Consider the following 17,162-nt stretch of genomic DNA (forward strand, 5'->3'; position numbering starts at 1 on the left):
CATTAAAAGCCGGCCCGGTGAAAGACGCTGAGGAATCAAGCGCCCAACAGCATCACCCAGGTGCTCCACCACCACTGCGGACCGGTCAACCAGACCAGCCAGATTCCCAGGGCAATGAAGGGACCGAGAGGGAACGGTTCCCTGGGGCCCAACCGGCCACTGAGGCGAGCGGCGCTTCCAACCAAAGCTCCCGAGACAACCGCAAGGGCCATCGCCGCTGCGATGCCCCCGGGGCCCAGCCATGCCCCACCCAGCGCAGCCAACTTGGCATCGCCAAGGCCCAGCGCAGGCTGTCCCAACAACCGTTCACCGTTCGGCCAGGGCACTGAGACCTTCCAACAGCAGCAGGGCCAGCACCACTCCCCAGCGGCACAGGGGCTCCGGCAGCCAAAGGTGATCCAGATCGATCAACACCAGCGGCAACAGCAGCGCGATCAGGGGGAGACCAGCCCAGGGGAGCCAGAGATCAGGCAGCCCCCCACCAGCACCAGGCCACACCAAGAGCGCCGAGATCCAGAGGCCGGCACTCAGGGCCTCCACGGCGGGGTAACGCCAGCTGATCGCTGCATCACAGTCGCGGCAGTGGCCCCTCAGCAGCAGCCAACCGAGCACCGGGAGATTGTCATGCCAGCGGATGGCATGGCCGCATCTGGGGCAGTGGCTGCCGGGAAAGACCACCGATTCCTGGCGGGGCAAGCGCCAGGCCACCACGTTGATGAAGCTGCCGACGCAGGCGCCCAGCAGGCCCGTCCAAACCAGGATCAACCCTTCCATCGGGTCCGACCACGGCTCGTGCGCCCCCGGATCAGATCGATGGCAATGAACTCTTCGTCCGGCAGAAGAACAGGGGTCTCGAAGACCACGCGGCCATCGGGTTCCTGCGGATCCACCACCACACCAAGAGGCTCCTGCCCCGCAGGGGTGCTGGAGAGATAGGCGAAATAAATGCGACGGGCCTGGGCGATCAGCGAGCGGCTGTCAATTCGGTCCCATCGGGGTGTCGAGGGCGCCCCCGAGACACCGCGAATTTCAAAGGAGGGCGTTGACAAAGAAATAGAGCCCACCTGATCACTCAGATGGGCTCATTGTAGAGACGATTTTTGATAGGAGAAGCGATCAGCTCAGCTTGTTCTTCTCTTCAATCATGCGGTGAATGATCGGAGTGAGGATCAGTTCCATGGCGAAGCCCATCTTGCCGCCATTCACCACGATGCTGGTGGGGCTGGACATGAAGGAATCGTGGATCATGTTCAGCAGGTAACCGAAGTCGATCCCCCACTTCTCACGAGCACCCTTGCGGAAGTGGATGATCACGAAGCTTTCATCCGGGGTCGGGATGTTCCGGCAGATGAAAGGGTTGGAGGTGTCCACGGTGGGAACACGCTGGAAGTTGATGTCGGTCTGGCTGAACTGCGGGCAGATGTGATTGATGTAATCAGGCATCCGGCGCAGGATCGTGTCGACGATCGCTTCAGCGGAATAACCACGCTCAGCGTTGTCGCGGTGGATCTTCTGAATCCACTCAAGGTTGGTGATCGGCACCACACCCACCAGGAGGTCGGCCAGGGCGGCCACGTCATAGCCCTCGCCCTTCACACCGCCATGAAGACCTTCGTAGAACAGCACGTCAGTGCCGGTCGGGATGTCTTCCCAAGGCGTGAACTGACCCGGCTCGAGGTTGACGCCAAGACGAGCGTTGTGTTCAGCCGCTTCTTCAACGCTGTGGAGGTAGTAGCGCTTCTGACCAGCACCGGTTTCGCCATAGGTGCGGAACAGTTCCTCGAGCTTGTCGAAGAGGTTGGCCTCAGGGCCGAAATGGGAGAAGTTCTCACCCTTGGCCAGGGCATCAGCCATGGCCTGTTTCATGGGCATCCGCTCGTAGCGGTGGTAGCTGTCGCCTTCCACCACTGCAGGGGTAATGCCTTCCCTCGCAAAGATGTGCTCGAAGGCGCGCTTGACGGTGCTGGTTCCAGCTCCGGAAGAACCGGTAACAGCGACAACCGGATGACGCTTCGACATCGACGCAGGGACTACGGGCCCGGCGATCCTGCCAGATCAGGGCCCAATTGCACCAATCTCTGGCTTACAGAGCTTTGAGCAATTGCTCACCCATGGCGCGACAACCCAGCTGGGTGCAGCCTTCTGCCATGAGATCACCCGTGCGGAAGCCACCGGCCAGAACGGCATCAACAGCGGCCTCAAGATCATCGGCAGCCACGGCCTGTTTGAGGCCGATGCGCAGCATCATTGCGGCCGACAGCACCATGGCCATGGGATTGGCCTTGTCCTGACCGGCGATGTCGGGGGCTGAACCGTGCACAGGCTCAAACAAACCAGGGCCCTCACTGCCGAGGGACGCGGAGGGCAGCATGCCGATGGAGCCGGTGAGCATCGCCGCCTCATCGCTGAGGATGTCGCCGAAGAGGTTGCCGGTGAGCAGCACATCGAACTGGCGGGGATCACGCACCAGCTGCATCGCCGCGTTGTCCACATACATATGGCTCACCTCCACAGCGCCATAGCTGGGCGCCATGGCATCAACACGATCCCGCCAGAGCTGGCTCACATCGAGCACATTCGCCTTGTCCACCGAGCAGAGCCGGCCCCGCCGCTCCTGGGCGATCTCAAAGGCCACCTTTGCGATCCGATCCACCTCCGAGGCGGAGTAGGTCATGGTGTTGAAGCCGCGCTCGTCCCCCTCGGTCTCAATGCGTCCCTTGGGCTGACCGAAGTAGATCCCCCCGGTGAGTTCCCGCACCACCATCAGGTCCACCCCCTCGATCACCTCACGCTTGAGGCTGCTGGCATCGATGAGGGCAGGAACAATCTTCACCGGCCGCAGATTGGCAAACAGCTCCATACCGGCGCGCAGGCCGAGCAGGCCGGTTTCCGGGCGTTTCTCGCGGGGAAGGCTGTCGAAACGGGGGCTGCCGATGGCGGCAAGCAACACCGCATCGGCTGCCTTGCAGGCTTCGAGGGTGCTGGCGGGCAACGGCTCACCGGTGGCATCGATGGCGCTGCCGCCGATCGGCTGCTCCTCAAAGCTCAACGAAAAGCCATGGCGCTGGCTCACAACCTCCAGCAGCTGGCGGGCGACAGCGGTGATCTCGGGGCCGATGCCATCACCGGGCAGGAGAACGACGCGGTGCTGAGCCATGACGGTGCGGTGCGGCAGGTCGACCGCTGAGGTTACTGAGGGGTGTCCCGCTTGAGCTCCCGCAGGGTCTTGGCCATCTCAGGCAGCTTGCTGAAGGTGGCGGCACATCGCAGCCAGTGGCGATTCGGAATCGCGGGAAAACCACTCACCACCTCTCCGGGGGCCACATCACTGTGAATGCCGGTCTTGGAGCTGGCGATAACGCGATCGCCCACGACAACACGATTGGCGACCCCCACCTGGCCCGCCAGGATCACCCCCTGGCCGATGTGGGCGCCGCCGGCGATGCCCACCTGGGAGGCGAAGGCACAGCCACGGCCGGTGGTGACGCCATGGCCGATCTGCACAAGGTTGTCGATCTTGGTGCCGGCACCAATGCGGGTCTCGCCGACGGAAGGGCGATCAATGGTGGTGCCGCTACCCACCTCAACGCCGTCTTCGAGAACCACCTGGCCGGTCTGCGGCATTTTTCGCCAACCCTTGGCCGTCGGCACGAAGCCAAAGCCCTCAGAGCCGACAACGGCATTGGAGTTCACCACACAGCCACGCCCGAGACGGCTGCCGGGGTGGAGCACGGCATTGGCGTGCAGCTCGCAGCCATCACCCACCACCACGTTGTCGTAGATCACCACCCCGGGATGAACGATGCAGTCGGCACCAAGACGGCTTCCCTCCCCGATGCAGACCCGCGGGCCAACCGCTGTGCCGGGGCCCACCACAGCCCGTTCATCGATCACCGCCGAAGGGTGAATCTCCGCCAAGGGCCGGCGGCGGGGATGCAACTGATCGAGGGCTTCAGCAAAGGCCAGACGCGGATCCGCGAAGACCGCAAAGGCGATGCCACGCTGCGAAGCCAAGTCAATCAGATCTTGTTGATCGGGCAGCAACAGGGCACCCACGCCGCTGGCGCCCAAGGCCGCGGTGAGGGCGTTGCCCTTCTCCAGAAAGCTGAGCTGGGCGGCTGAGGCCTGATCGAGTGAAGCGGCACCCTCAAGCCATGGGTCCAAGCCCGGCTGGCTCCAACGCAGGCCTGCATCACCGGTCTGCAGAACCTTGATCAGGGTGCTGAAACGCATGGAGGCCAGGACAGTCCGGCGGATCGTAGACGTGGTTAACGGCTGCGAAGCACCAGACCATCGCGATGCACCACCACCGGGGAGGACTCCCCCGGCGATGGGTCATTGATCGCGGCCCGCAACTGGTCGCTGTCCATCGAACAAAGGCCACGGCCCAGGTCCTCTCCATCGGGGTCCAGCAACTGAACGGGTTGATTGGCGGCGAACTCACCCCGCACCGCCGTCACACCCACCAGCAGCAGAGACGCACCACGGTGCTGTAGCGCAGCACAGGCCCCCGCATCCAGCTGCAGTTCACCCTCAGGCCGCAGCACGTGGGCCAGCCAACTGCGTCGGTTGCCCAGGGGTTCGGGGTGGGGATGGAACACCGTCCCCCCCCGTTCCCCCTGCAACAAAGCCTCGAGGCGAACGGGGTCGCGGCCATCGGCGAGCTGCACGGTGATGCCACTGGCGGTGGCAATGCGGGCTGCCGACAGCTTCGTGGTCATGCCCCCGGTGCCCCAGCGCCCACCGTCGCCAGCCCCCTGTTCCAACGAGTCCAGCTCCCGAGGGTGGCGAACATCCGAGATCGGTTCGGCGTTGGCATCAACCCGCGGATCCGAGGAATAGAGGCGATCAACATCCGTGAGAAGGATCAGTTGCTGGGCTTCAACGGCGGCGGCCACCAAGGCCGAGAGGGTGTCGTTGTCGCCGAAGCGCAACTCCGCCGGCGAAAGGGCATCGTTTTCGTTGATCACCGGCAGCACCCCCCAGCTCAGCAGCTGCCGCAAAGTGCCCGAAGCGTTCTGATACCGACGCCGATCGGCCAGGTCGGAGCGGGTCAACAGCACCTGCGCCACGGAACGACCATGGCGTTCCATGGCCCGTTCGTACAGCGCCATCAGTGCGCCCTGGCCGATGGCCGCAGCCGCCTGAAGGGCCACCATCGTGTCGGGTCGGTTGGTGAGGGCCAACTTCTGGCAGCCCAGGCCAACGGCACCACTGGTGACCAGCACCACCTGGTCACCGCGGTCCATGGCCCCTGCAAAGCAGCGGGCGTAGCCATCAATCGTGCTGGCGGTCTCCCCCCGAAGCAGGCTGGTGCCGATTTTCACGACCCACAGGGTCATGCTGAAGGCGCCCCCATCACGCGGGCCATGGCGCGTTCAAACCGCTGAACACGGTCATGGCGGCAGGGCTTTCCGTCGTCTCGAACCGGATGCACCAACACCGTATAAAGCCCCATCCGGTTGCCGCAAAGCACATCCGTGAACAGGCGGTCGCCGATCATCGCGATCGCCTCCGGGGGGAGCGCGAGATCACGAACCACGCTGCGCAGGGCGCCACGGCGGGGCTTGCCGGCACCAAAGGTGAAGCTGACCTGCAGCTGATCAGCCACGGCAGCAATCCGATCGCGGGAGGGGTTGTTGCTGAACAGATGCAACTGCAGGCGGCGGCCGGCATCCACCAGCCAGTCGCGCACTGGCCCTGGCAGGGTCACGTCACGACCGGGCAGAAGGGTGCGGTCAACGTCGATCACGGCGGCCTTCATGCCGTGGGCCGTGAGGTGAGGCAGCGAAAGCTGGGCAATGGTGAGGTGGGGATCCCAATCGGGGGTCAACCAGTGCTGTGCCGTCAATCCGGCCATTCACGCTCCTCCAGTTCCGCCTCAATCAGGGGTTGAACGCGGTCGAGCTCATCGTCGCTCAGCAGCACCGCCTGGCCATCCACCATCCGCACCAACACCAGGAACGGATCAAGGGGGATGTAGAGGCCGTACTCCTCCGCGTCGACCATGAAGCTCACCAGCAGCTCAAAGGTCTCGGCGTCCTCATCAACGTCGTCGTCCTCTTCCAGCTCGTCGAGCTCGTCCTGATCAGGCTCCTCCAGTTCACCACTGACGGTGAGGGTGATCGCCGATCGCACCAGAACCAGGTCGTGCTCCTGGAGCACCACATCAGCCACCGAGAGAATCGGCTCGCTGCTGGCAACTTCCATGATCGGCACCGGCTCTGCATCGTCATTGAGCCGAAACAGCGACACCGGTGTGTCGACCGGCGAGAGAAGGGCGTAGTCCTGCCCCTCGATTGGGATCAGATGCTCGAGGAAGCACAGCAGGTCATGGCCCTCGCGGTCGCGGACCAGCAGGGTGGGGTGATCGCTGCTCTTACCGGGGCCCGACTCAGACATCGACGCGGCTCTGACTGGGCTCAGGATCCACCATCGCCAGCCCCGGTGCCCGACCTTGACGCACTCTGTTGGGCCGGTTTGAGCTCCGGACCCTCCGCCAGCCATTGCTCCAGCAGCAGGGCAGCGGCGGCACTGTCCAGACGTCCGCTGCGATCGCCCATCAGTCCGAACTGTTCACCGGCCGCCCAGGTGCTGCTGTGTTCATTCACCCAGGCCAGGGGCAGATCGAGGGCGGCAGCCAGGCGCAGGCCGTAACGCTGGCAATGCTCCGCCTGGGCCGTGGGCTGGCCCGCGGAATCCAGAGGCAATCCCACCACAAGCCCCTGCACCGACCGTTCACGGCAGTGGGCCCGCAGAACGACCAGATCCGCATCAAAGCGACCACGACGCAGGGCAGCGAGGGGCGTGACGCTGATGCCCAGGGCATCGCAGCCGGCCAGGCCGATGCGCCGCCGGCCCACATCGAGGCTGAGGATCGAACAAGGACGCGGCCGCATTAGTGCCGATCACCCAGGCTTGGTGTGGGCAAAGGTGTGCCCTGAGGCCGCAATCGGCCCAGCACCTGATCGAGCGAGCGGGTCAGCTGCAGGTTGCGCTGGGGTGACTGACGTCGCCACATGCTGCGTCCGAGCAGCAGCTGCTCGTCGCCGCGGGTCCAGCCCTCCGCCTCCAGGATCTGGCTGAGGGGGGCATCGTCAAAGGCCGTCAGCAGCCCGCGGGGGCGGCCGCGCTGAAGGATCCCGTTCAAAACCTGGGGAAGGGCCTGATCCAGCCGGGGATCCCAGGCGACGTCGCGCATCAGTTCCAGGAACCCTGCCTCTCCCGCATCGGGAAGGCGGATGCAGCCCGCCAACACAGCATCTCCAGCCATCAGCACGCCGCAGCCGGGGCCGTTGCGGTCCAGCAGATCCAGCCAATGGCGGTCGGTGATCTGACGCAGGTGGCTGTGGCTGCCGCCCTGCTCGATCGGCCAGAGCAACTGGGCGGTGCGGCGGTTCAAGGCCGCCCAGCGCAGACCCCCTGGCAACTGATCGGTTCCATTTGGATCAACCCCAGCCCCTGGTGGACACCAGCACTGATACGGACGAAGCGGTTGAAAGCCCAGCTCCCGCAGCAGGGCAATGGCATCGTCATCAGTGGCCGGGCAGCGGATCACCCAGCTGCAGATCTGGGCCGTCCAGGACTGCAGAGCCTGCTGCAGTAGTGACTGCTGAATGGTGCGGTGGCTGTGATCGTCCAGCGGGCCCAGCAGCTCCGGCAGATGAAGGATCCAGCAGCTGCCGCGGCGGTTGAACGGCCGGGCCACCACACTGGCCACCGGGCGATCCCCCGCGAGGGCCATCAGGCAACGGGGCGAACGGCTGGGGAGCAGATCGGGAAAGCGTTGCTCAACTCTCGAGAGCCATTCACCGATCAGAAAGCCCTGAAACCGTGAGAGCTGATCGATCGGCGCATCCTGAACCCACTGGGCAAGGTGGGCCGGATTGAGGGGCTCAATGCGGATGGAGGTGGTCTTGGGTTCTGTCATCGGACACCCTCCAACCCCAACTGCTCACAATGTATCGCTCATTCCAGGCCTGGCCGCACCAACACCAGGGGGGTGCGCTCATTGGCATTGCCAGCAGGATTGGGACGCAGGGCCCGGCCCAGCAAGCCCTCATCACAGCCGGGGCTGGAGGCCAGCACCTTCACACGGCCGAGGTCGTTGACGTCGACGATGGCAACGTCGACCCCGAGTTCGGCAGAAGCATCACGACAGAACTGCTCAGCCCGGGATGGCCCCAGAACAATGGTCTGGTCATAGGGCGGTGTAGTGCCGGTGATGTCGTCGATCAAGCGAGCCTGGTCTCCGGCGAGGCGATAGAAGCCACCGGGGATGCCCACCAGCTTCATCAGCAGACCCCCCAGCCAGGCGACCAGCACCCGGGTGGGCCCCACCAGATCGATCAAGGTCTGTATCCCGCAGGCCGTGGCCAGGCTGCTGGTGGGGTGAAACACACGGCAGGCCAGGCGCGCCACCATGCCGGGTTCCACCTCACTGGGATGGCGGTAGCGACCCTGGATCACAGCCACGGGGGTCTCGCCGATGGTGAGGATGTCGCCGGGCTGCACCAGATCAGCGGCGTAGGTGCGCAGGACGTCGATGGCGTCGTCCAGGGGGCCGAGCAGGTGGGTGCGCAGCGGCAAGACGCGGCAGCCTTCCCCCTGGCGGAAGTGGGCTTGATCGGGCTGCAGGGGTTCAGGACGGCTCAAGGGAACCAGCACACCCTGACGGCGCTGCAGGCGACCGAAGGGTCCGTAATTCACCCAGTGGGCATCCACCCAGAGGCTGTCGACCCGAGCGGATGGGGTCGGGCCGGTGATCTCGATCGAGACCCGGGCACGCGTGGTTTTGCGTCCTTTGACGATGTAAGCGGCCCAGTAGCCGTCTGCGCGGGTCTCCTCGTCGGGATGGTCGGCAATGATCCGCGTTTTCACCTCCAGGCCGGCGGGATCAGAGGACCCCAGCAGCACGGGCTCGACCCGCAGCTCCGGTACAAAAATCTCCATGCGGGGGTGGGGGTTGCTGATCTCCAGCACACCCTCGACACGAAGCCGCCCGCCCAGATCATCTACCCGCCAGTCGCGAGGGGTCATCCGCAACGGTGAGGCGGGCCTGAGGCGATGGCGGAGCTCCAGCCAGGCCACAGCAAGTCCTAGGCCGAGCGGAGCAAGCAGCAGCGACACAGCGGATCCGGCTCAGCGACCGGGACAACTGGCCGGCAGCGTAGGCGCCATGGCGGTGGGCGTCTCAGTTGGCGGTGACTTCGATGTTCACTTCGTTGAAGCTGCCTTCCTGGTCAATGCGTCCCAGATCCGGAGCGGGAAGACCGGTGGAGGCGCTGATGGCGTCGTTGATCGCCGCCAGGGGAACCTGACCGTTCTGGTCGAGCACAACCCGGCCATCGGGGCCGATCACCACCACCTGCGGAATGGTTCCCGACCAATAGGTGGCTGGATCACCCGCACCCAGGGATTCACGGCCCTGCAGAGGATCGGTGGAGAGGGGAAGCAGATCGATGCTGCGGCCCCAAAGCCGTTGCAGTTCCGACACCACCGGAGCGAAGCGTTTGCTCACAGCGCTGTCGTCCAGGTAGTAGACGATCACAGCTGTGCGTCCCTCAGCGAGGGACTCCTCCAAGGTGCTGGCGGGAGGAACCAACGACCCATTGCCGGCGTAGAGGGCATAGATGTTGCCGTCGTAGCTATCGCTGTTCAAAACAGCGGCGGCTGGTGCGACATGGAGCAGCAGCGCGATCGAAACGGTGATCAGACAGCGCACCAAAGCAAGCATCAAGCCGAAGCAGCGGATCGCCATTGTGGACCCAGGGGCCTAACCGCGGCCGAAGCTTCGTCCCATGCCCTGGGCAATACCCCGCCCCACCAGACCGATGGCGCGCCCCAGCACCTGGGTGAGCAGGATCACGGCAAGGTCGCCGATGCGGCGCACAAGGGCCTGCACCAGGGGTGCGAGGGCATCCCGGGCCTCCAGGACTAAGGCCACCTGCCGCTGCCACCAACCCAGCTGATTGAGCTCCTTGTCGCGGGGCTCCGTCAGCAGCAGCGGCTCGATGCGACCGGAGCGCAACTGAAACAGGGTGCGCTGGCTTTCGTAGAGCTGAATGGGGCGCTCCACCCAATCCGCCCAGCGCAGCTGGGTGTTCAAGCGATTCCTGAGCCGGTCGAGTTCCCGGGTGGCCAGGAGAGGGTCCCGCAACAGGTAACGGCGCAGCTCCGGCCAGTCACCACAGGCATCGAGCAATTCAGCACCAATCAGTTCCGCGGTCCTCACCAGCCAATTGCTCACCAGGGTTTCCAGTTGCAGGAAAGCCCTGGGGTCATCGGCCGGCAGCAGCAGGCCGTTCACCAGCATCGGTTGATCGGCCACCAGCGGTGCCAGCATTCCGGTTGGATCGGGCAGCTCACCGTCGGCGCCGGTGAGATCAGCACGGCTGAGCAGCGAAGCCACCACCGGCTGCAGCTCGCCGTCGCAGGGGATCTGGACGTAACTGCCGGCCAGGGCGGTGAGGGCCTGCTGGCGCAACTCGGGCTGCAACGCATCCCAGGCCTGAGCGATCGCCGTGCCGTCCTGGCGGCTGCGCAGGCGCTGAAGGACCTGATCAAGTTGTTGCAAGAGGGCCAGCAGCAGCTCCTGGCGACGATCCGGGTGCAGACCCTCAATCGCCAGCAAACGGCCGGTGGAATTGGTCAATCCAGCCTGAACTGATGCATCGATGCGGTCGCGGATGGCATCCCAAACGGCAACGGCATTGCGTTCGCACAGGCTGATCGCCGTGGTGGTGGCTGATCCATCGCTGGACATTGAGGGGCCCAGGGGTTCTGCATGCTCTAGGCCCATCTGCAGCGGTCCCCAGAGCCAGAGCAGCAAGCCCTTGGCGAAGCGCAATTCACGGCGGCGCCCCTGCAGCAGCAGGAACAGCAACGGCTGCTCCGGGGGTGGATTGAGCAGGGCCTCCACCCGTTGCAGGTCGCGGCTCACCTGCTGCAGGCCACTCACCAGCAACCACTGCCCCAGGCCCATGGTCTGCTGCTGGCTTGGCGTCTCCGGCGCAGCCTCCAGACGAATGTCCCGTCCGCCCTGCAGCAGGGTTTCGATGGCGTTCTGCAGGCCCTGGGCATCGACGTTCTGCAGCAGGCCGGCCGCCGGCAGTTCCAGCAGCTGTTCCCGCGACAGGCGTAATTCGCTGGGCAGCAACAGCAGCACCGGGGCGGGCTGCCAGCGCTCCTGCAGGGCGAACAGCTCCTGCTGAAGCGACGCCAATGAGGCCATGGTGTCGATCGACCAGATCACCAAAGCCGGGGCACCCGTCAGGCGCTCAGGGCGAAGCGCCACCTCCCAATCCTCCCGGGCGGAGGTGAGTTTCAGCGCCAGCGACTCCCCGAGCAGATCCGGAGCGAGCAGCAACATCCGCACCGGCGAAGGGGAGACCAAGGGTTAAACCCGAAACAGTTGGGCTCAAGGTAACGAGCTTCTGCTCAGTTCTCCAGGGTGCGCCGGCCGTTCAATTGCAGGGTGTACGACTCGATGCGAAAGCCGGTGCGCTGTTCGATCTGACGCAACAGGTCGTCGGGGAGAACAACGTCGATGTCTTCGATCGAACCGCTGTCCAGACAGGTGAGATGGCTGTGGGGATCACTGCGGTAGCCGTAGAGGGACCACTGGCGCGGTCGAGACACTCGATTACCCCAGCCGACTGCAGGGCTTCGAGGTTCTGATACACCGAGGTATGGCCGATGCTGCGGCCCCTCAGATTCAGCTGTTCAAAGATGTCGCGGGCGCTGAGGTGGCTCTTCTCGCTCCAGAGCAGGTCGAGCACCATGCGCCGCTGACGGCTGAGGCGCATGCCCAGCCGCCGGCATTGCTCAAACACCTCCTGCAAGCTGCCCGCGGGGGACGGCGTGCTGCTCTTGCCAGCGGCTGCTATTACCACAGAAGGTGCCTGCTGCTTCAACCATAAGGCCCGAGGCCAGCTCAGGCGATGTCTGCCGCCACGGCGGTGACGTCTTGAAGCCTTGCCTCGCCCAACGCGGCGATGGCCTCCGCCAGGTCGACACGGCCGTCGTAGAGGGCTCGGCCAACGATCACCCCCGTCACACCAAGGGGCTCCAGGGGCAGGAGCGAGAGGAGGTCGGCCATGCAGCCGATGCCACCGGAGGCGATCACCGGAACGGCGCTGCACTGCGCCATGGTTCGCAGGGCCTCCAGGTTGGGGCCGGCGAGGGTGCCATCGGTGGCAATGTCGGTGGTGATGATCGCCGCGATGCCGGCGGCACTGAACTGCTTGGCCAGATCGGTGGCCAGAACATCGCTCTGCTCGATCCAGCCCCGGGTGGCCACCCGGCCATCGTTGGCATCAATGCCCACCACGATGCGGCCGGGATGGCGTTGGGCCAACTCCTGAACCAACTCCGGTTGTTCAATCGCCACCGTGCCGAGGATGACCCGATCCAGGCCACAGGCGATCAACTCTTCGGCGCGCTCGAGCGAGCGCACACCACCACCGAGCTGAACAGGGATGTCGAGGGCGGCGGTGATGGCCCGCACCGCTGCGTCATTGATCGGCTCACCACGTTTGGCGCCATCGAGATCCACCAGGTGCAAACGGGTTGCCCCCTGGCTCTGCCAGCTGAGGGCCTGCGCCACAGGATCCTCACTGAATCGGGTCACCTGGTCGTAATCCCCCTGGTGAAGCCGGACGCAGGCTCCATCGAGCAAATCAATGGCGGGAATGATCTCCATCGGGGTCGGACCAGAGACCCTCCATCCTGCAGCGCCACGCTTCAATAGCTGCGCTTTTCGGGCCCAAGTGCATGAAGATCCTGGTGATGGGGGGAACCCGCTTCGTGGGCCGGCCCCTGGTGGCCCGCCTGCAGGCCCAGGGCCATGCACTCACCCTGTTCACCCGCGGCAAGAACCCCGTCCCCGCCGGCGTGGAACACCTGTGTGGCGATCGCAGCAGCGATGAAGGCCTCAGCGCGCTGCAGGGCCGCAGCTTCGATGTGATCGTCGACAGCTCCGGACGCAAGCAAGAGGACAGCAGCCGCGTGGTGGCCATCACCGGGGCCCCCAGCCATCGCTTTGTTTATGTGAGTTCAGCCGGGGTGTACGCCGATTCGGAGCAGTGGCCCCTGGATGAATCCAGCCCCACCGATCCCCAGAGCCGTCACGCCGGCAAGGCCGACACCGAGACCTGGCTGCGCAAGGAGGGCATTCCCTTCACCAGCTTCCGGCCCACCTACATCTATGGCCCGGGCAACTACAACCCGGTGGAACGCTGGTTCTTCGATCGCATCGTTCACAACCGCCCGATTCCGCTGCCCGGTGACGGCAGCACGATCACCCAACTGGGCCATGTGGAGGATCTGGCGGAGGCGATGGCCCGTTGCATCGAGGTGGATGCTGCCGCCAATCGCATCTACAACTGCTCTGGCAAGCAGGGCATCAGCTTCCGTGGCCTGATCCGCGCCGCCGCCGTGGCCTGCGGCCGCGATCCTGATGGCCTCGAGCTGCGCAGCTTCAACCCCAGCGATCTGGACCCCAAGGCCCGCAAGGCCTTCCCGCTGCGGCTCAATCACTTCCTCACCGACATCACCCGGGTGGAACGCGAACTGGCCTGGCAACCCAGCTTCGACCTGGCCAAGGGCCTGGCCGACAGCTACAGCAACGACTACGCCCTGAACCCAACCGCAGCGCCAGACTTCAGTTCTGACGAGGCGCTGATCGGGGCGTGATGTAGCCCAGAGCTGAGCTCAGAGCCAGGGCGAGGGAGGGCCAGAACAGCCACCAGCCCAGGCTCTGAAGCCCGGCAGCAGCGATCCAGCCGGTAGGCCAGAGCATCAGCAGCAGGCTGAGGAACTGAAGGATCGTCTTGGCTTTGCCCGACAGCGAAGCCGGCCCGCCATCACTGGCCTGGGAGCGCCAGCCCGAGATCAGCAATTCACGGGCCAGCAACAACCAAACCGCCCAAAGCGGCAGCACAGCGGACGACGCCAGCCAGAGCAACGGTGCCGCGATCAGCACTTTGTCGGTGAGGGGGTCGAGGCGGGCGCCCCAGCTGCTGCCACCCCCGGCACGCCGGGCCAGCCCACCATCGGCCGCATCACTGAGCCCGGCCAGCAGCAGCAACCACCAGGCCCAGCCCTGCCAGCCGAACTGCAGGGCAAGAATCAGCGGGAAACCGGCAACGGCTCGCGCCACGGTGAGTCCGTTGGCAATCGAACGCAAAGACAGAAACAACGCTCAGAATGTGAGGAGCTGAACCTTGATCATGGTCCTGCAGCTGACGGTGGCTGATGTGATGACCCAGCCGGTTCTGACGGTCACGCCCGACACCCCGTTGCAGCAGGCCGTTCAGATGATCAGCGACCACCATGTGAGTGGTTTGCCGGTGGTGAATGCAGAGGGTCGTCTGATCGGCGAGCTGACGGAGCAGGATCTGATGGTGCGGGAGAGCGGTGTAGATGCCGGGCCCTACGTGATGCTGTTGGACAGCGTGATTTACCTGCGCAATCCCTTGAACTGGGACAAGCAGGTGCACCAGGTGCTCGGCACCAAGGTGAGCGATCTGATGCGCAAAGACTCCCACAGCTGCGATACGGCGTTAGCGCTGCCCAAGGCGGCATCCCAGCTGCATGAACGGGGCACGCAACGCCTGTTCGTGCTGGACGGCAACCAATGTCCCGTCGGCGTGATCACCCGGGGAGACGTGGTGCGTGCCCTCGCCGCCCATCAAGACGGCTGATTCAACTGATCGTTCGTTCTCCCTTTCCAGGCCGATGCTGCGCTCCTTCCTCATGGCCTGTGTGCTGGTGGTTGTTCCCCTGCAGGGCCACGCCAACCCCACGGCCGAGACCGAGGAAATGAATTTCCTGGACTTGGCGGATGGCGAGGGCAACTTGCTGATCCAGGCCCAAGGCGTTGATACCGTTAACGCCGAAGCCCGGGCCCAAGGCCTGACTTTTCCAGCTCTGGGGTACTGGTCTGTTGAGGGGCACTGCTTTGTGAAACCTGCTCCAGGCGACTGCAACGGCGTGTTCAAGCGCTAAGGGCGTTCCGCCGTTTGCGATGCCGGGGCAGGCGGCACGCGGTTGTCCACGCGCAACGGCGAAAACAACACGAGGTTGCCCGCCACCAGGCCGGCGGTGACAACAACAGCCTCGAGCACCTCTAAGGCTTCCGATGTTTTGGCTTGCATGGCTCGAGCATGCGCCGTTGGGTTGCCCATGGCGAGGCCTTGTTTGGCTTTCAACGTGTGCGAACAAACGGAGTCAGTTGATACGTCAACCGTCGAACCGGGAGAGTTACGACGGAGCAGTTGATGCGCCCAGCCCTGTGTCGCTCATCTCACGATTTCACGACGACACAGGTGATGTGCCTCCGATCAAGTTCGAGACCGGGCATCAGGGAAAGGAGGCAGAACGGCTGACTCGATTCATCTGGAATCAAGTGATTCAACTGCTGCTGGCTGGCAAGGAGTTAGAAGCCAACTCTCTGTTGGAAGAATTTGATGAACCACCGCTTTGGGACGACCCACTCGACTGACAAGCCATGGGAACGCCATTCACACAATGGCTTCAGCTGGTGGGCTGGGTGCTGCTCGCCACAACCCTGATTTGCCTGAGTGCAACCGGGGTTTTCTGAATTGAGCGGTTGACTCAAAACACCCTCAACAGCAATCAATCTGACCTGCAAAATCAGTGATCAAGAACATCAAAATCAATCCGGTATGACTTGCTACATCGATCCCGAAGTCTTCCTTGAATGCATCAGCGAAGGCATCCAATTGGATTTTTGATTGATGCATGCATTGATTGAACCAATGGCTTCGTATCAAATCACGATCACCACATCGGAAGGCTCCTCCAGCTTTGCCTGTGCCGACGATCAGTACATCCTTGATGCTGCAGAGGAAGCGGGTGCTGATCTGCCCTATTCATGCCGAGCTGGTGCCTGCTCCACCTGCGCAGGCAAGCTCTCGAGTGGCTCTCTGGATCAATCGGATCAGAGCTTCCTTGACGACGAACAAATCGCCAAAGGCTTTGCCCTGCTTTGCGTGGCTTACCCAACAAGTGATTGCCAGATCAAAGGAGAAGCCGAAGAAGAGCTCTGAGTTGACCAAGCCGATCTTCGAGATTCAAGTCCGAAAACTCCCACCGGGGAACAATCAACACTGTTCCCCTTGTTTTGACCCGTTCTATCCATTCAAGTGCGCAACCATCTGCTTGGCCCAGGTTGAATTCACCAAGCAAGAGGTCGCCAATGTCGCCATCACTCTCCAGTTGATTTGCACCTTCACGGAGCAGCGAAGCCAGCTTCCAAGGGCGTGGCTTCGCTTGCCAAAGCAAGGCTCGTCGCCAGGATTAGACGCCAAAGAAAACAAGGACTGCTTCTAGGGCTCCGAGACCCAACAGGAAAACACCAGCGAGCAAGGCAAAGTCTTTTTTGGAGTTAGCCACAGATGCAACGGTTGCTCCGACGAACGCCAACAGGACAAACCTAAAGAGAATCGGAAGGGCAAACATTGCGGAGGATGTACATCTCCGATGAGTTATGTAAACCCGCTGCGGTGCAGGGAGTTAACGGCTCGATACCAACGTTGAGTTACTTAATTCCTCTCAAAGGAGGTAATCAGGGTCACAAAAGACAACCCTCCTAAAAACTGCTCTGGCTTTGCCCTGCGAAGCGGCCGGCATAGTGCTCTTCACCATCCATGCGCTGAAAGATGAACTGACAGATCAGCGTGCCCGGCACCACCGCCAGCGGAGCCGGACCGAAGTTGCTCATTTCCAGCACCTGCTGACTGTCGATCCCCGGCCCCATGAACGGTGCACTGATGTGCACCATCAGCCCCAGGCGAGCAAAGCGACTGCGGCCCTCAAGCCAACCGCAAAGGCCTGAGCCAAGTCTGATCCGTTCGCGGGTAATTCCCAGAACGGTCTCCCCCGGCATGATCAGGATGTGGCCTCCCTCAGGGACTTCCAACTTGTCGGTGCATTCGCGGTAGTCGGTGTGATCGCGAACCTCGATCACCTCATGCACCTTGCGGAACACCCGAAACGTGGAGCCGAGGGTGAGATCCACCGATGCAGGCCCAACATGGTCGGCATTGAATGGCGTGATCGCAATCAGGCCCTCGTCAACCGCTTGAAGAATGGCCTGACGCCCAAGCACCGCCATGGGTCGATCCCCTGCTGGGCCA

At 63.6% G+C, this 17,162-nt stretch carries 22 protein-coding genes and 2 pseudogenes; 6 read left to right on the forward strand and 18 right to left on the reverse strand.

The window, feature by feature from the left end; translation table 11 throughout:
* Nucleotides 1-35: 35 nt before the first annotated feature.
* The 4 genes and pseudogenes from DXY02_RS02915 to leuB all read right to left on the reverse strand — a co-directional run bounded on the left by DXY02_RS02915 (nucleotide 36) and on the right by leuB (nucleotide 3,118).
* A pseudogene (locus tag DXY02_RS02915) lies at nucleotides 36-774 on the reverse strand (A24 family peptidase).
* Nucleotides 762-1,049 carry a hypothetical protein gene (locus DXY02_RS02920; protein ID WP_114987926.1) on the reverse strand — a complete coding sequence of 96 codons (288 nt, stop codon included), beginning with the start codon at nucleotides 1,047-1,049 and terminating at the stop codon, nucleotides 762-764. Before DXY02_RS02920 ends, DXY02_RS02915 begins: the two are co-directional and overlap by 13 nt.
* Nucleotides 1,050-1,116: 67 nt before the next feature.
* Nucleotides 1,117-2,019 carry a phosphoribulokinase gene (locus tag DXY02_RS02925; protein WP_114987927.1) on the reverse strand — a complete coding sequence of 301 codons (903 nt, stop codon included), beginning with the start codon at nucleotides 2,017-2,019 and terminating at the stop codon, nucleotides 1,117-1,119.
* A gap of 64 nt (nucleotides 2,020-2,083) precedes the next feature.
* Nucleotides 2,084-3,118 (reverse strand): 3-isopropylmalate dehydrogenase, encoded by a 1,035-nt coding sequence (leuB, locus tag DXY02_RS02930; RefSeq protein WP_244276131.1) that lies wholly within the window; start codon nucleotides 3,116-3,118, stop codon nucleotides 2,084-2,086.
* On the opposite strand from leuB, the gene DXY02_RS13045 reads away from it, so the two are divergent.
* Nucleotides 3,059-3,187 carry a hypothetical protein gene (locus DXY02_RS13045; protein ID WP_256377290.1) on the forward strand — a complete coding sequence of 43 codons (129 nt, stop codon included), beginning with the start codon at nucleotides 3,059-3,061 and terminating at the stop codon, nucleotides 3,185-3,187. The two genes, leuB and DXY02_RS13045, sit on opposite strands and share 60 nt — an antisense overlap.
* 2 nt (nucleotides 3,188-3,189) lie before the next feature.
* On the opposite strand, the gene lpxD is transcribed toward DXY02_RS13045, so the two are convergent.
* The 11 genes and pseudogenes from lpxD to hisA all read right to left on the reverse strand — a co-directional run bounded on the left by lpxD (nucleotide 3,190) and on the right by hisA (nucleotide 12,703).
* Complete coding sequence (gene lpxD / locus DXY02_RS02935; protein WP_114987929.1) at nucleotides 3,190-4,233, reverse strand: UDP-3-O-(3-hydroxymyristoyl)glucosamine N-acyltransferase; 1,044 nt, start codon at nucleotides 4,231-4,233, stop codon at nucleotides 3,190-3,192.
* A 35-nt stretch (nucleotides 4,234-4,268) separates the two neighbouring features.
* Complete coding sequence (proB, locus tag DXY02_RS02940; RefSeq protein WP_114987930.1) at nucleotides 4,269-5,342, reverse strand: glutamate 5-kinase; 1,074 nt, start codon at nucleotides 5,340-5,342, stop codon at nucleotides 4,269-4,271.
* Nucleotides 5,339-5,860, reverse strand: a complete 522-nt coding sequence (locus tag DXY02_RS02945) for a YqeG family HAD IIIA-type phosphatase (RefSeq protein WP_114987931.1) — start codon at nucleotides 5,858-5,860, stop codon at nucleotides 5,339-5,341. The genes proB and DXY02_RS02945 overlap by 4 nt, the downstream gene beginning before the upstream one ends.
* Nucleotides 5,848-6,402: a DUF3727 domain-containing protein gene (locus DXY02_RS02950; RefSeq protein WP_114987932.1), complete on the reverse strand. Its 555-nt coding sequence runs from the start codon at nucleotides 6,400-6,402 to the stop codon at nucleotides 5,848-5,850. Before DXY02_RS02950 ends, DXY02_RS02945 begins: the two co-directional genes overlap by 13 nt.
* 20 nt (nucleotides 6,403-6,422) lie before the next feature.
* The gene (gene ruvX, locus DXY02_RS02955; protein WP_114987933.1) at nucleotides 6,423-6,899 is read right to left on the reverse strand and encodes a Holliday junction resolvase RuvX; all 477 of its coding nucleotides are present in this window, start codon (nucleotides 6,897-6,899) and stop codon (nucleotides 6,423-6,425) included.
* A complete protein-coding gene (locus tag DXY02_RS02960) occupies nucleotides 6,899-7,930 on the reverse strand; it encodes a hypothetical protein (RefSeq protein WP_114987934.1) in 1,032 nt (343 codons plus the stop codon). Before DXY02_RS02960 ends, ruvX begins: the two co-directional genes overlap by 1 nt.
* Before the next feature lie 38 nt (nucleotides 7,931-7,968).
* Nucleotides 7,969-9,129 carry a F420-0:Gamma-glutamyl ligase gene (locus DXY02_RS02965; protein ID WP_114987935.1) on the reverse strand — a complete coding sequence of 387 codons (1,161 nt, stop codon included), beginning with the start codon at nucleotides 9,127-9,129 and terminating at the stop codon, nucleotides 7,969-7,971.
* Between the two features lie 64 nt (nucleotides 9,130-9,193).
* Entirely contained in the window at nucleotides 9,194-9,760 is a 567-nt protein-coding gene (locus tag DXY02_RS02970; RefSeq protein ID WP_114987936.1) for a thylakoid membrane photosystem I accumulation factor, read from the reverse strand.
* A gap of 15 nt (nucleotides 9,761-9,775) precedes the next feature.
* Entirely contained in the window at nucleotides 9,776-11,371 is a 1,596-nt protein-coding gene (locus tag DXY02_RS02975) for a DUF3685 domain-containing protein (protein WP_114988018.1), read from the reverse strand.
* A 68-nt stretch (nucleotides 11,372-11,439) separates the two neighbouring features.
* Nucleotides 11,440-11,807: pseudogene (locus DXY02_RS02980) on the reverse strand (Fur family transcriptional regulator).
* 128 nt (nucleotides 11,808-11,935) lie between these two features.
* Nucleotides 11,936-12,703 carry a 1-(5-phosphoribosyl)-5-[(5-phosphoribosylamino)methylideneamino]imidazole-4-carboxamide isomerase gene (hisA, locus tag DXY02_RS02985; RefSeq protein ID WP_114987937.1) on the reverse strand — a complete coding sequence of 256 codons (768 nt, stop codon included), beginning with the start codon at nucleotides 12,701-12,703 and terminating at the stop codon, nucleotides 11,936-11,938.
* Nucleotides 12,704-12,774: 71 nt separating this feature from the next.
* Here hisA and DXY02_RS02990 point away from each other — a divergent pair, with 71 nt between their 5' ends.
* Complete coding sequence (locus tag DXY02_RS02990) at nucleotides 12,775-13,695, forward strand: NAD-dependent epimerase/dehydratase family protein (RefSeq protein ID WP_114987938.1); 921 nt, start codon at nucleotides 12,775-12,777, stop codon at nucleotides 13,693-13,695.
* Here the strand turns inward: DXY02_RS02990 and DXY02_RS02995 are convergent.
* The gene (locus DXY02_RS02995; RefSeq protein ID WP_114987939.1) at nucleotides 13,664-14,200 is read right to left on the reverse strand and encodes a CDP-alcohol phosphatidyltransferase family protein; all 537 of its coding nucleotides are present in this window, start codon (nucleotides 14,198-14,200) and stop codon (nucleotides 13,664-13,666) included. The two genes, DXY02_RS02990 and DXY02_RS02995, sit on opposite strands and share 32 nt — an antisense overlap.
* A 31-nt stretch (nucleotides 14,201-14,231) precedes the next feature.
* On the opposite strand from DXY02_RS02995, the gene DXY02_RS03000 reads away from it, so the two are divergent.
* Together DXY02_RS03000 and DXY02_RS12395 are read left to right on the forward strand one after the other, a co-directional pair.
* Nucleotides 14,232-14,705, forward strand: a complete 474-nt coding sequence (locus DXY02_RS03000) for a CBS domain-containing protein (RefSeq protein ID WP_114987940.1) — start codon at nucleotides 14,232-14,234, stop codon at nucleotides 14,703-14,705.
* Between the two features lie 34 nt (nucleotides 14,706-14,739).
* Complete coding sequence (locus DXY02_RS12395) at nucleotides 14,740-15,009, forward strand: hypothetical protein (RefSeq protein ID WP_244276127.1); 270 nt, start codon at nucleotides 14,740-14,742, stop codon at nucleotides 15,007-15,009.
* Here the strand turns inward: DXY02_RS12395 and DXY02_RS03010 are convergent.
* Nucleotides 15,006-15,212, reverse strand: coding sequence for a hypothetical protein (locus tag DXY02_RS03010; RefSeq protein WP_114987941.1), 207 nt, complete (start codon nucleotides 15,210-15,212; stop codon nucleotides 15,006-15,008). The two genes, DXY02_RS12395 and DXY02_RS03010, sit on opposite strands and share 4 nt — an antisense overlap.
* An 83-nt stretch (nucleotides 15,213-15,295) precedes the next feature.
* On the opposite strand from DXY02_RS03010, the gene DXY02_RS03015 reads away from it, so the two are divergent.
* A complete protein-coding gene (locus tag DXY02_RS03015) occupies nucleotides 15,296-15,505 on the forward strand; it encodes a hypothetical protein (protein WP_114987942.1) in 210 nt (69 codons plus the stop codon).
* A 277-nt stretch (nucleotides 15,506-15,782) separates the two neighbouring features.
* On the forward strand, nucleotides 15,783-16,073 hold the full coding sequence (locus DXY02_RS03020) for a 2Fe-2S iron-sulfur cluster-binding protein (RefSeq protein ID WP_041435043.1): 291 nt from the start codon (nucleotides 15,783-15,785) through the stop codon (nucleotides 16,071-16,073).
* A 542-nt stretch (nucleotides 16,074-16,615) separates the two neighbouring features.
* Here the strand turns inward: DXY02_RS03020 and dcd are convergent.
* Complete coding sequence (dcd, locus tag DXY02_RS03025) at nucleotides 16,616-17,140, reverse strand: dCTP deaminase (RefSeq protein ID WP_114987943.1); 525 nt, start codon at nucleotides 17,138-17,140, stop codon at nucleotides 16,616-16,618.
* Nucleotides 17,141-17,162: the final 22 nt, after the last annotated feature.

Origin of the sequence: Synechococcus sp. N19 (assembly GCF_900474045.1) — a bacterium.
GTDB lineage: Bacteria > Cyanobacteriota > Cyanobacteriia > PCC-6307 > Cyanobiaceae > Parasynechococcus.